This is a genomic window from Halomonas sp. CH40, assembly GCA_041875495.1.
Taxonomy (GTDB): domain Bacteria; phylum Pseudomonadota; class Gammaproteobacteria; order Pseudomonadales; family Halomonadaceae; genus Vreelandella.
Window position 1 is genome coordinate 2,372,753 of the sequence record CP112982.1, and the last position, 13,226, is coordinate 2,385,978.

General features: G+C 55.8%; 10 protein-coding genes. 4 read left to right on the top strand and 6 right to left on the bottom strand.

Annotation, left to right across the window (positions count from 1 at the left end; all coding sequences use genetic code 11):
* Positions 1 to 249: 249 nt before the first annotated feature.
* The 3 genes from trmA to OR573_10995 all read right to left on the bottom strand — a co-directional run bounded on the left by trmA (position 250) and on the right by OR573_10995 (position 2,899).
* Positions 250 to 1,353: a tRNA (uridine(54)-C5)-methyltransferase TrmA gene (gene trmA / locus OR573_10985; GenBank protein ID XGA79027.1), complete on the bottom strand. Its 1,104-nt coding sequence runs from the start codon at positions 1,351 to 1,353 to the stop codon at positions 250 to 252.
* Positions 1,354 to 1,443: 90 nt separating this feature from the next.
* Positions 1,444 to 2,235, bottom strand: coding sequence for a glutamate racemase (gene murI / locus OR573_10990; GenBank protein XGA79028.1), 792 nt, complete (start codon positions 2,233 to 2,235; stop codon positions 1,444 to 1,446).
* 118 nt (positions 2,236 to 2,353) lie between these two features.
* Positions 2,354 to 2,899, bottom strand: coding sequence for a hypothetical protein (locus OR573_10995; GenBank protein XGA79029.1), 546 nt, complete (start codon positions 2,897 to 2,899; stop codon positions 2,354 to 2,356).
* 254 nt (positions 2,900 to 3,153) lie between these two features.
* Between OR573_10995 and OR573_11000 the strand changes: the two genes are divergently transcribed.
* A complete protein-coding gene (locus tag OR573_11000; protein XGA79030.1) occupies positions 3,154 to 4,518 on the top strand; it encodes a replication-associated recombination protein A in 1,365 nt (454 codons plus the stop codon).
* Here OR573_11000 and lolA read toward each other — a convergent pair.
* Positions 4,499 to 5,110 (bottom strand): outer membrane lipoprotein chaperone LolA, encoded by a 612-nt coding sequence (gene lolA / locus OR573_11005; GenBank protein XGA81729.1) that lies wholly within the window; start codon positions 5,108 to 5,110, stop codon positions 4,499 to 4,501. The two genes, OR573_11000 and lolA, sit on opposite strands and share 20 nt — an antisense overlap.
* Positions 5,111 to 5,321: 211 nt before the next feature.
* Positions 5,322 to 8,447, bottom strand: coding sequence for a DNA translocase FtsK 4TM domain-containing protein (locus tag OR573_11010; protein XGA79031.1), 3,126 nt, complete (start codon positions 8,445 to 8,447; stop codon positions 5,322 to 5,324).
* 306 nt (positions 8,448 to 8,753) lie between these two features.
* Here OR573_11010 and aat point away from each other — a divergent pair, with 306 nt between their 5' ends.
* The 3 genes from aat to infA all read left to right on the top strand — a co-directional run bounded on the left by aat (position 8,754) and on the right by infA (position 10,714).
* Complete coding sequence (gene aat, locus OR573_11015; GenBank protein XGA79032.1) at positions 8,754 to 9,521, top strand: leucyl/phenylalanyl-tRNA--protein transferase; 768 nt, start codon at positions 8,754 to 8,756, stop codon at positions 9,519 to 9,521.
* A gap of 33 nt (positions 9,522 to 9,554) precedes the next feature.
* Positions 9,555 to 10,289, top strand: coding sequence for an arginyltransferase (locus OR573_11020; protein XGA79033.1), 735 nt, complete (start codon positions 9,555 to 9,557; stop codon positions 10,287 to 10,289).
* Between the two features lie 206 nt (positions 10,290 to 10,495).
* Positions 10,496 to 10,714, top strand: a complete 219-nt coding sequence (infA, locus tag OR573_11025) for a translation initiation factor IF-1 (protein ID XGA79034.1) — start codon at positions 10,496 to 10,498, stop codon at positions 10,712 to 10,714.
* 220 nt (positions 10,715 to 10,934) lie between these two features.
* Here infA and clpA read toward each other — a convergent pair whose 3' ends face one another.
* Positions 10,935 to 13,211 (bottom strand): ATP-dependent Clp protease ATP-binding subunit ClpA, encoded by a 2,277-nt coding sequence (clpA, locus tag OR573_11030; GenBank protein ID XGA79035.1) that lies wholly within the window; start codon positions 13,209 to 13,211, stop codon positions 10,935 to 10,937.
* Between the last annotated feature and the right edge of the window lie 15 nt (positions 13,212 to 13,226).

Below are 13,226 nucleotides of genomic sequence, written 5' to 3' on the forward strand. Positions count from 1 at the left end.
AGATCGTTGGCTGTTAAGCCACCAAGAGACCGAGCCTACGCGACCTCTTCGGCCAACCCCAGCCAACTGACGTCTTACTCATAACGCATACCAATTGTGCATTGTTATTTATACGTTTTACGAACGGATGACCATTAGCGACCTCTAAATAGCTAAATACACCTTGGCCAGCCCTCACTGAGTAACCTGTTCATTGTGTTATAGATATTGATACTATGGATAAGCCTGTATACATCTTGGCGACACGCGCTAACGACGGGTTAACAGCACACCTGCCTCCATATGATGCGTGAACGGAAACTGGTCAAACAGTGCCAACCGTTCTATGCGATGCGTCTGAATCAGTATGGCCAGATTTTCCGCCAGTGTCGCAGGGTTACACGAAATATAAACAATCGACGGATAAGCGCTGATCTGATGACAGCTGGCCTCATCCAGCCCAGCGCGGGGCGGGTCTACCAAAACGGTTGAAAACTGATAGTCATCCAGCGCCATTTCGGCAACGCGCCGCCCGCCTTTTTCCCCTTTGAGCGCCTGGGCAAACTCTTCCGCAGACATCCTGACCACCTGGGCATTAGTAATCTCATTTGCGGCAAAGTTGACCTTTGCACTGGCCACTGAGGTGCGTGAAATTTCGGTCGCCAATACCCGACGAAAGTTTTCCGCCAGCGCCACGGTGAAGTTGCCATTACCGCAGTATAGCTCAACCAGATCGCCTGCCTGGCTTCCGGCAGTCACTGAACGCGCCCAGCTGAGCATTTTCTGGCAGACTTCGGCGTTGGGCTGGGTAAAGCTGTTTTCGACCTGCTGGTAATGCCATTGCTGGCCATCAACCTCAAGTTTTTCCCATACGTAGTCACGGGTCAGCACCTTACGCTGCTTGCGCGAGCGACCAATGATCATGATGCCTAAGGCTTTTTCCAGCGCGCGCGCCTCTTCTTCCCAGGCATCACCCAGCGGGCGATGGTAGATAAGCGTCACCAGTGCTTCACCGGACAGGGTGGTCAGGAACTCGACCTGAAACAGGCGATGACGCAGCTCATGGCTGGCCAGAAACGCATTGCGTAGCAAGGGCATCAAGGCATTTATCTGGGCACTGGCCACCGGATACTGATCCAACCTGACCACCGCTTTATTGGCTGGGTTTTCAGGGTCCACCTCAAACATGGCGTAAAACAGGTCATCGCCATCATGCCAGATACGGAATTCGCAGCGCTGACGATAGTAGCCTGGCGGCGACTCCATAACCTCCACCGGCGGAGGCGAGAATTCGGCCAGCAGCGCTTCAAGGGTTTCGCGCTTGGCATTCAACTGTTCGCTATAGCGTTCGGGCTCAACCACTGGGATTGCCAAAGATAAGCTCCTTTTTAGTCTGGTAATGATTGGTAGGTCATACTGATGAATAAATGAATAAACGCCTGGTTGGCACACCGCATCAGGGCATCAGCTTTTCAGTCGCAAAAGCTCGGGCGCTGAGAAACCATAATCTGCCAAGCCTGCCTGTAAGCCCTCTGCCGTTGCCGTGGTAAAACTGCGGTTATCACGCCGCCCTGTGTTGAAAGTCTCACTGACTTGCCCCACCCGCCGGGCAATCGCGGCGCCAGAATCTACCCAGTTCAGCTCCACAGGCGACAGGGCTTCCAGCCAGGGCAGCATCAACGGAAAGTGGGTACACCCAAGCACCACGGTATCCATCGGGGGAGTATCATGGGTCGCTTGCCATAACGGGGCCAATAGGGCGTTCAAACGCATCTGATTAGGTGGACTGCCGCTCAGCCAACCCTCGGCTTCCACCACCAGACCATCGGCTGCGACACGCGTAATCCGGCAATCCTTGGCAAAGTTATCAATCAACTGCTGGGTATAGGGGCGCCTTACCGTTGCCGAGGTGGCCAGGAGTGCAATATGGCGACTTGTTGACAGGCGGGCAGCCGGTTTGATGGCGGGCACCGTGCCGACCACAGGAATGCTCAGCGCCGAACGCAGCTGCTCCAGCGCCAGCGTACTGGCCGTATTGCAGGCCACCACCAGCACGCTCGGCTGACAGGCCTGCACAGCCGCCAGACACACCGCGACAATACGTGCGGTCAGCTCGGCATCCTGACGAACGCCGTAAGGCAGCCAGGCATTGTCGCAGGCATAACAAAAGGCCGCTTCAGGGTAGGCGCAGCGCAGCGCATGAGCGACCGAAAGGCCGCCCACGCCTGAGTCAAAGATTAAAATGGGGCCGGTCATGACAGCTTGCCCTTATCAGCTACGGACGTATAAAAAAACGGAGCGGCCAAGTGTAGCACGCTCCGTTGTCAGCCTTGAGAGTGCCTATGCACCCTAGCCTGATATGTTAGCTGGCATGTTAAACAACGGGTACATCAGCACCTTTAAGTTCGGCATACAGTTCCGGGTATGCCTGCTGCAGACGCTCCAACTCTTTTTCTGCACCATCCGGTAACGCTTGGCGCAGAGCATCGATATCCTCTTCAGCAAAGTGCTTTTCAACCAGCGGGAAGAGGGCTTCACGCTCCTGACGCAGATAGGCACGATGAGCTGCCAGATACTGTTTCAGGTCTTCAGCGAAACGATCCATGGGTAACACCATGTCCATCAGGACGGTGTCAATATCCGCAGAAAGCTTCTCAAGCCGCGGCTTGAGTTCCCGATAGTCGCTTAGCATATTCTCGACTTGCGACACCTGATCCGGCGCTTTAGCCTGTAAGCGCTCGACAAATACGCGTTCCAGTGGCGCCGTAAAATCCTCCATATAAGCCAGAATATAGTCCACTACTTCGCGCATTAGCTGAAAATTGGGACGCTCCCCCTTTTCAAGCGTTTTCTGTTTAAGCTGCAGAACGTGGAGCATTCGCGCCATATTGGCATGATCCAGACGCAATTGGTTTAGCATGTTGCCGCCTCCTTTTATCTCAGGCTTGCCGCTGGAGTGTGACCAGTGACACGCGATCATCGCTGGAAAAAGCAAGTCCTGATGTACCAGCGTTATTATTAGATTTCGTTACTATCAGTTAAAACACAAGCAGTCTAGCAGGGCTTTGTAGAGAATAACGAATACAGTAGCCTGATACAGCCCTCGTTAACAATGTTGGCTGTCTAAGGACAATAGCAACCGTTGTTTTGTTCACACCCACATAGGGAGCCGTGATGGATCTGTTTGCCCAGACAAGTGACTCAGCCAGTGACGCCCCATTGGCCTACCGCATGCGCCCTGTCACCCTGAATGATTATATCGGCCAGCAGGCGCTGGTGGGCACAGGCAAACCGTTACGCCAAATGGCCGAATCCGGGGTGGTTCGATCCATGATTCTGTGGGGGCCGCCTGGCGTTGGTAAAACCACCCTGGCGGAAATACTGGCACGCGCTGCTGATTCGCATCTGGAAGCGCTTAGCGCCGTGATGGCGGGGGTCAAGGACATCCGCAACGTTGTAGAGCGCGCCCGGCAGCGGCCTGGAGAAGCGGTGATTCTTTTTCTGGATGAGATTCATCGCCTTAACAAGTCCCAGCAGGATGCTCTGCTACCGCATGTTGAATCCGGCCTTTTGACCCTGATCGGCGCCACCACTGAAAATCCGTCGTTTGAAGTGAATTCGGCCCTGCTTTCCCGAGCGCGGGTGTATGTGCTCAAGCCATTGAGTGAGAGCGAGCTCATAGAGGTGCTACGTCAGGCACTGACTGACCCACAGCGTGGCCTTGGCCAGAGAAACATTCAGGTGGAGGATAAGGTGCTTGAAATGCTGGCCCGCGCCAGCGCAGGCGATGCCCGCCGGGCGCTTGGGCTGCTGGAAACGGCGTGTGATTTTACCCAATCGCAGAAAGGCCAGGAATACCTTGGCCCAGAGGCATTAAAAGACGTGCTGGGGCATCAAGCCAGCGCCTTTGACAAACAGGGTGATGCCTATTACGACCTGTTATCGGCACTGCATAAATCAGTGCGTTCATCTCGGCCCAACGCGGCCTTGCTGTATATGGCGCGTTTTATCCAGGGCGGCGGCGACCCTCTGGATGTGGTACGCCGATTAGCTGCCATTGCCTCTGAAGACGTTGGCAATGCTGACCCACGCGCCCTGCCTCTGGTCATGGCGGCCTGGGATGCCTATTTACGACTGGGAGACTACGAGGGCCAGCGAGCGATTGCCCACGCCTTGATTCACCTGTGCGTCGCCCCGAAAAGCAACCGCATTGACCAGGCCTGGAAAGCCGCCCAGCGCTATGTGCGCCAAACGCCTGAGCTTGAGGTGCCCAGCTACCTGCGCAATGCACCCACCCGTTTGATGGAGCAACTGGGGCACGGTCAGGGTTATCGCTATGCCCACCACGAGCCGGAGGGCTACCCGGCCGGTAGCAGCCATGATTGCTGGCCTGAATCACTGAGCCGCGAAGACCTCTACCAGCCTAGCCCCCACGGCCAGGAAAAACGCTTTGCCGATATCATGGCCTGGCGCAAGGCCAAGGACGAGGAGGCTGACAAAGGGGACGTTTCAGTAAGTCCTAACGGCCCTCACGAATGACATCCGTGCCTTCCGGGATTTCAAAGGTGAAGCGTTCATCGTCAATCTCGCTGTTCTGACAGATGGCGCTGAAAATAATCGCCGTGCGTTGACCGGTACTGTCGGTCATCCACAGCTCGGTCAGGGTCTCACCTTCAAACATCAGGTTCAGCTCTTCAAACAGGGTGTCAGGAGTTGAGGGCACCAGGGTAAAAATATCTTCATCGCCATTTTCGTAGTGCACATCGTAACTTGCCGTCAGATCATCAATATTGCCGGAAATTAGCAACGCCGGCGTATGAGTGATGCGTTCATCAACAGCCTGAACCGTCACTTGCTCAAGATCAGGATCATAAAGATAGACCTCTTCACCGTCTGACATGACGGTCTGTGCGTAAGGGGCATCGACCTCCCAGCGCAACAGGCCAGGGCGCGCCAGCCACATCTCACCTTGCGCTTCCTGCAGATGGTCACCGCTACTATCCAGAATCTTCTGCTCGAAGCTGGCGTGATAGGTTTCCAGCGGCTCCAGCCGCTCGCTCAGGCGTTCAGCGGCATCCTGCGCCCAGCTTTCCGGGCTGACCATCAAGCCCAGGGCGCTAGCCGCCAACATCAATCCAAAGGAGCGCTGACGGCTAACGGAAGCAGCATTTTCAGACGTGTGTGCCACAACAGGCGTATCTGTGCGATTCATAGTGATTTCCTTTATCTGCCTGACGGGATGAGCATTCATCCCCAATAAGGTTGTTGTGGTCTCAGACGCATACCACGCCGCAAGGTTTCACCTGCGGCGTGGTTTTCTTGGTGTTTGCACGATTGGCAGATCAATGACCCGAGGGAGGATTTGCCAACACTTCACGCTGGCCATTGGTGCCCATGGAAGACACAACGCCAGCACTCTCCATGGCATCTACCAGCCGCGCCGCCCGGTTATAACCAATCTTGAACCGACGCTGAACGGCAGAGATCGAGGCTTTGCGGGTTTCCGTAACAAACTGGACAGCTTCATCGTACAGGGCATCCTGCTCGGCATCGTCACCATCAGCACCTTCCGCCTCAAGCCCTGTCAGCGCATCTGCTGACACGCCGCCCGTCAGTATTTCCTCAATGTACTCAGGCTCTCCACGCCGCTTCCAGTCCTCCACCACGCGGTGAACCTCATCATCATCGACAAAAGCGCCGTGAACGCGGTTGGGAGGCCCCGAGCCTGCAGGCAGATACAGCATATCACCGTGGCCCAGCAGGCTTTCAGCGCCGCCTTGATCCAGTATCGTCCGCGAATCAATCCTGGAGGAGACCTGAAACGCCATGCGCGACGGGATATTGGCCTTGATCAGGCCGGTCACCACGTCCACAGAGGGCCGCTGAGTGGCCAGGATAAGATGAATACCGGCGGCACGGGCTTTCTGCGCCAGACGGGCGATCAACTCTTCAACTTTCTTGCCCACAATCATGAACATGTCGGCAAATTCATCTATCACCACCACGATATAAGGCAGCTTTTCCAGCACCGGGGGCGCCTGATGCATTTCCCAGGGCTGGGGTTCCCACAGTGGGTCGGCGACCTGAGCACCTGCCCTGTCGGCTTCATCCAGGCGGGAATTGAAGCCAGCAATGTTGCGCACCCCCATCGCCGCCATCAGCTTGTAGCGGCGTTCCATTTCTGCCACACACCAGCGCAGGCTGTTGGCGGCTTCTTTCATATCGGTGACCACCGGCGCCAGCAGGTGCGGAATGCCGTCATATACGGATAGCTCAAGCATCTTGGGGTCGACCATGATCAGGCGCAGCTCGTCCGGTGTCGCTTTTAAAAGCATCGAGACCAGCATGGCATTGACCCCCACTGACTTACCTGAGCCCGTTGTACCCGCCACCAGCAGGTGAGGCATCTTGCCCAGGTTAGCCACCACGGGGCCACCGCCGATATCTTGGCCCAGCGCCATGGTCAACGGTGAGGTTTCCTGCTGGTAGAGATCAGAGTCAACCACTTCGCGCAGGCGGATCATGGCGCGATTGGGGTTGGGAATTTCAATGCCGACGGTCGGACGACCGGGAATCACTTCCACCACACGGACACTTTTCACCATCAGCGAGCGCGCCAGATCCTTGGCCAGGTTAGTAATCTTGGAAACCTTGACCCCAGCGGCCGGCTTGATTTCAAAGCGGGTAATCACCGGCCCTGGCCAGGTATCCACGACCTCAGCCCTGACGCCATACTCCTTCAGGCGTATTTCCAGCAGTTCCGCCATATCCGCCAACTGCTGTTCGCTGTAGTTGGGTTTCTGCGGCTCGGGAGGCGTCAGCAGGCGCAGGCTGGGCACGTCACCATCAGGCTCCGGCATACCTTCCAGCACTGGCCGCTGATTTTGCAGATGCTCAACCGTCCACAGCGTTAGGGTTTCATCGTCCGCTGGGCCAACGGCTGGTGCTGATGAAGAGACAGGGGCTTCCACTGTCGGTGATGGCGCCACTTGGGCGGGCTCATCCATTTTCTGTGGTTCATCCATTTTCGGTGGTGCATCCGCCTGCGGCTTAGCAGCAAAGGCCGATTCCAACCCAGGCGGCCATTCAGGCTCGTCGTCCAGCACCGGCTCCGGGACAATTTCCGGTACACGCCTTTCAGGCACAGGCTGTTCAGAGGCTTTTTCGACCGCTTCCCTTGGCTCGGGCTCAGAGGGTGGTTCCGGCTCTGAAGCTGACGTTGATTCAGGCGTTGTCTCAAGCTCTGGCTCTGGCATTGGTTCAGATTCAGCTTCGGGGCTGAGCCTCGGTTCAATACGCCCGTGCGTTTTAGCAGGCACCTCCTCGCGAGGCGCAGAAGCAGCCGGATGAATGGCCGACAGCGGCTGCTCTGGAGCACTCTCAGCAGCTTTATTATCAACGTCGTCTACATCGCTATCCCTATCGCTGTCGAGAGGGCTTTCAACAGGACGGTCTACGGCGCTGAAGGGTGGGTAGTCTTCAGAGGTGGTTGGCGTTGGCGATTTTTCAGCCGAAAGATCCGACTCTGCATGCCGAGAGGCTGTCAGGCGTGTGGCCGCCCAAGCACCACCGGCTGCACTGGCACCAGCAGCGGCTGTTCCCCAGGATACATGAGGCTCACGGTGCGCACTGGATGCTTTGGCAGGTGCAGGATCATCAGTCGTGGATTGCTTATAGGTGTAAGGCGTTTCTGGCTCCTCGTCGTAGTCACTCAGATGCGGCCTGCGCTTGGCCTGATGCTCGCGACGCTTTTCGTCCAGACCACCCAGCAATTGACGAACCCAGCGCCCCAGTCGGCACGCCTGAAACCCTACTTCATCCGTCAGGTCGAGCCACGACACCCTGGTAAGAATCGGAAAACCACCCAGTATCAGGGCCGCGGCCACCAGACCCACGCCTGAATGGCTAAGTATCGGTATCAGAGTGGCGACCAGGCCTTCACCGAGAATGCCGCCAGCGCCGTAAGGCAGCATGCTATCCGGGCTGTAGAAATGCAGCGCCCCCAGCAGAGTGGTACCCAGCAGCAACATGACAAAACCGGCGACGCGCACGGCTAGCGCCAGCATATCCAGCTCAAAGGTGACCTGACGCGAACGCATCAACCACCAGGCAGCAAAGCCCAACACCCCTGGAAACCACAGCGCACTGCTTCCCAGCAATGAATACATGACATCCGCCAGCCAGGCACCCAAGGCGCCCATCCAGTTAGCAACCTCAGTTTCGGGGCCGCGATAAGACCAGCCGGGGTCGCCAGCGTGGTAGCTGAACATCGCCAGAAGTAAAAATACACAAAGTGCCAGCAGCACAATGACCACAGCCTCACGCGCCACGCCCTGCAGGCGAACACCGACATGCCTGGCCCCTGCCTTTGCTTTGGCCTTGGCCACATTGACGCGCTCAGGCGATGCTTTACGGGATTCGCCTGAGCCCTGCGATTTTTGCCTGTTAACAGTCTTTTTCACGTTCAAGCAATTCTCCCTTCATACCTGACTGACAACCACAGCCTGCAAGATGACTTTTCAGCGCTGCGGCAATAAATGCTATTGAGAATGAATACCGAAACCAGAACACACTCTCCTGGCAATTTAACAACAGCGTGTATTTTATAGTGTGTGAAAGCACTCTTTTTCAGATTGCCAATTGGCGCTTGCGATATGCCATCATACCGAGCATCCTTCTGCCGTCACAGGGGCGATTACTACTGTTGACAATTGGTATTGAGAATAACAGAGATCAGGATCTGTTGATTTATTCGCTCATTGCAAGGAACCCTTATGCTGCCTTGGCTGGACAGCGCAACACCATATTTTCCCGATGTATCCACGGCACTCAACACCCCTGACGGCCTGCTGGCGGCGGGGGGCGCACTAACACCTGACTGGCTGGTCAGCGCCTATCGCCAGGGAATCTTCCCCTGGTTTAGCGATGGCGATCCTATCCTGTGGTGGAGCCCAGACCCGAGAATGGTGCTCTACCCTGAAAACTTCAGGCAAAGGCGCAGCCTCACCAAACGCCTGCGCAATGGCGGTTTCACGGTCACATTGGATCAATGCTTTGAAAGGGTCATGCTGGCCTGCGCCGCGCCGCGCCAGGATGAAGGCGGCACCTGGATTACTGATGACATGCTCACCGCCTATGCGCATCTGCATCAGGCTGGCATTGCTCACAGCATTGAAGTGCACCGCGACAACGCGCTGGTGGGCGGGCTTTACGGCCTTGCCATGGGGCCAGTATTTTTTGGCGAATCGATGTTTTCACGTCAGGCCGATGCGTCCAAGGTAGCCCTTGCCTATCTGGCAGCCGCCATGCGTCAGGGCGGTGGAACACTGATTGACTGCCAGATGCATACGGCTCACCTTGCCCATATGGGCGCTGAAACCGTTTCACGCACAAGCTTCATCAAGTATCTTGGGCTATGCTTACCCCAGAGAGATTTCCAGCCATCTTCCGGATTGGAGGAAGCGCCCACAGTTCCCCCTTCAAGATGGCTTGAAGCCCTCGCGGCACCGGACAATCAAGGCCTGATAGAGACCGCACACTGATATTTTCACCCATTCATCATCAGGAGGCCAACCGTGAGCAGCAACACGCCACGTCGACCCGTGAGGGATTTGCGCTTCTTTTTAACAGTGCCACATGACTGCAGCTATCTGCCTGGACGCGAGGCCACCACCCTCTTTCTGGACCCCCAGGAAGCCCCGCTGCCCGGCGTTTATGATTCCCTGTCACTGCTGGGCTTTCGACGCAGCGGACGTCACTTGTACCGCCCACACTGCGAAGGATGCAATGCCTGCCGCTCAGTGCGTATTCCGGTGGAGCGCTTTGAGCCCAACCGCACCCAGCGCAAACTGCTGCGCCGCAATGCCGACATTCAGACCCGAGTCGTCAACGCCTGCTTCAACAGCCGCCATTACGCCCTGTATGCGGACTACATCTGCCAACGTCATGCCGACGGCGATATGTATCCTCCCAGCCACGAGCAGTACCGTACCTTCCTGACGCTCAATGAACCCTATGCCTTCCTGCTGGAGTTCACCCTCAACGAGACTCTGGTAGCCGTGGCTGCTTTTGACCAACTGGAGCACGGCATTTCAGCGATATACACCTTTTTTGCGACAGACGCAGCATTTGAAAAACGTTCGCTGGGCACGTTTGCCATTTTGAAACTGATTGAAATGGCAAGAACGCAGGGGTTACCTCACCTTTATCTTGGTTACTGGATTGAAGAATGCCGCAAAATGAACTATAAGCAGCATTTCTCGCCGGTAGAAGTGCTTAGCGGCCGTCATTGGCAGCCCCTGATCACCTGAAATGCTTTTTTGCCCACAAAAAAAGTAAAGCTTTTTTGCCTTGTTGGCGGGCTTGCGGCACAATATAGCGCTGTTAATGCCCATTTGGGCAAATACCGATTGTCTCTACCGACGTACTGAGCCATTTCAGTACTGATCTTGAGTATATATTTTCAGTACTTATTGTCAGTACTCACTTAAAGCACTACAAGCGAGGATCTGCCTATATGGCACGCGAAGACCATATTGAAATGGATGGTGTCATCGTTGACACCCTACCTAATACCATGTTCCGTGTTGAACTGGAAAACGGCCACGTGGTCACTGCCCACATCTCTGGCAAAATGCGTAAGAACTATATTCGTATTCTGACCGGCGACAAGGTCAAGGTTGAATTGACCCCGTATGACCTTTCCAAGGGACGGATCGTCTACCGTTCGCGCTGATAGCTACTTTACCCTGTCGCTGACACTACTCACGTCGCACGAACGCCTGGTCGCGGAAACTGGGCAATCATGTGTTGCCTGGCCAAAATAACGCTCATGCTGGTCGGTAATCAAAAAGACACAGCCTGACGGTTCTGATTCTGCACCTGGAGACGAAAACGCCCCGTCATTGACAGGGCGCTTTTTGGTGCCTGAGAAGGCGTTTAGTGATGCTACCCCTTCAGGGCGCATCAGCCATTTCAGGTTCGGTGGACAGATGCAGCTCACCGTTTTCAAGGCTGACATGCACGATGCCGCCGTACTCTGCCAGCTCACCAAACAGGATCATTTCAGCCAACGGCTTTTTCAGTTTTTCCTGAATCAGACGCGCCATTGGGCGAGCCCCCATATCGGGGTCATAGCCCTGAACGGCCAGCCAATCCCGCGCTTGCTCATCCACTTCAAGCTGAACGCGTTTTTCATCCAGCTGAGCCTGCAGTTCGATCAGGAACTTATCGACCACGTTACGCACCACATCGGTTGCCAGCTCGCTAAACTGGATAATACCGTCCAGACGGTTGCGGAATTCCGGTGAGAAGGTGCGGCGAATGACTTCCATGGCATCCGTTGAGTGATCCTGAGTCTGGAAACCAATTGACCGGCGCGAAGCCTGCTCGGCGCCTGCGTTGGAGGTCATGATCACAATAACGTGGCGGAAATCCGCCTCGCGACCGTTGTTATCCGTCAGGCGACCGTGATCCATCACCTGCAGCAGCAGGTTGAAGACTTCAGGGTGCGCTTTTTCGATTTCATCCATCAACAGCACACAGTGCGGCTGCTTGGTGATCGCTTCGGTCAGCAGACCACCCTGGTCGTAACCAACGTAGCCTGGCGGCGCCCCGATAAGCCGTGAAACGGTATGCCGTTCCATGTACTCGGACATATCAAAGCGTACCAGCTCAATCCCCATGATATGCGCCAGCTGCCTGGCCACCTCGGTTTTACCGACACCGGTTGGCCCGGCAAACAGGAAGCTACCCACCGGTTTGTCGGGAGATTTCAGCCCGGCCCGGGAAAGCTTGATCGCCGCCGTCAGGCTGTCAATGGCTTCGTTCTGGCCAAACACTAGCATTTTCAGGTCACGGTCAAGGTTTTCAAGCAGCTTGCGGTCAGAGCTTGAAACGCTCTTCGGCGGAATGCGGGCGACCGACGCCACAACAGCTTCCACCTGATCCACGTCAATGGTATCGACGCGCATTTCAGTAGGCAGCATACGCTGATGGGCACCTGCCTCATCAATGATATCGATTGCTTTGTCCGGCAGGAAACGGTCATTGATATAGCGGTCTGACAAACGCGCAGCGGCTTCCAATGCAGCATCGGTGTACTTGAGTTCGTGGTGCTCTTCAAAGCGCGAACGCAGGCCTTTAAGAATCTTGATGGTGTCATCCACGGAGGGCGCCAGCACATCAACTTTCTGGAAACGACGCGCCAGAGCGCGATCTTTCTCGAAGATGCCGCGGAATTCCTGGAAGGTGGTTGAGCCGATGCAGCGCAGCTCACCTGATGACAACAGCGGCTTGAGTAGGTTAGAGGCATCCATAACGCCACCAGACGCGGCGCCAGCACCAATCACCGTATGAATCTCATCAATAAACAGAATCGCGTTAGGCAACTTTTTCAGTTCCGCCAACAGACCCTTGAGACGCTTCTCAAAGTCGCCGCGGTATTTGGTGCCTGCCAGCAGCGCGCCCATATCCAGCGCATAAACCACTGCATCGCCAATCACCTCGGGAACATCTTCTTCAACGATGCGTTTGGCCAGACCTTCAGCAATGGCGGTCTTGCCCACACCGGCTTCACCGACCAGCAGGGGGTTATTCTTGCGCCGACGGGCCAGAATCTGAACGACCCGCTCAAGCTCGTGATCACGCCCGATCAAGGGGTCAATCTTGCCTTTTTTGGCTTCTTCGTTGAGGTTGGTGGCATAGCCTGTCAACGGATGCGATGCCATCTCGCCGCTACCCTCTTCGCCATCTTCCTGCTCTGATGGTGACGGTGACGGGGAGCTGCTGTGCCCGGCCACTTTGGAAATGCCGTGGGCGATATAGTTGACCGCGTCCACACGGGCAACACTTTGCTGTTTCAGGAAGTAGACCGCCTGACTTTCCTGCTCGGAAAAAATCGCTACCAGCACATTTGCGCCGGTGACTTCACTTTTACCGGACGACTGAACGTGGAAAACAGCACGCTGCAGCACCCGCTGGAAGCCAAGAGTAGGCTGGGTTTCGCGCTCACTCTGGCCTTCAGGGATTAACGGCGTGGTTGAGTTGATAAAGTCCTGCAGATCAGACCGCAGTTTATCCAGGTTGGCCCCGCAGGCTTTCAGCACATCGACCGCTGACGCGTTGTCCAGAAGCGCAAGCAAAAGGTGTTCAACGGTCATAAACTCGTGGCGTTTTGAACGCGCCACGGTGAAAGCCGTGTTCAGGGTCAGTTCAAGTTCTTTGCTCAGCATGGCAGTCCCCTTTTC

What these genes read in the sequence shown, in the direction of transcription:
- clpA (XGA79035.1), bottom strand. Translation starts at nt 13,211, where the DNA reads ATGCTGAGCAAAGAACTTGAACTGACCCTGAACACGGCTTTCACCGTG.
- murI (XGA79028.1), bottom strand. Translation starts at nt 2,235, where the DNA reads ATGACCGGCCCCATTTTAATCTTTGACTCAGGCGTGGGCGGCCTTTCG.
- aat (XGA79032.1), top strand. Translation starts at nt 8,754, where the DNA reads ATGCTGCCTTGGCTGGACAGCGCAACACCATATTTTCCCGATGTATCC.
- infA (XGA79034.1), top strand. Translation starts at nt 10,496, where the DNA reads ATGGCACGCGAAGACCATATTGAAATGGATGGTGTCATCGTTGACACC.
- lolA (XGA81729.1), bottom strand. Translation starts at nt 5,110, where the DNA reads ATGTTGGCGGCTAGCGCCCTGGGCTTGATGGTCAGCCCGGAAAGCTGG.
- OR573_10995 (XGA79029.1), bottom strand. Translation starts at nt 2,899, where the DNA reads ATGCTAAACCAATTGCGTCTGGATCATGCCAATATGGCGCGAATGCTC.
- OR573_11000 (XGA79030.1), top strand. Translation starts at nt 3,154, where the DNA reads ATGGATCTGTTTGCCCAGACAAGTGACTCAGCCAGTGACGCCCCATTG.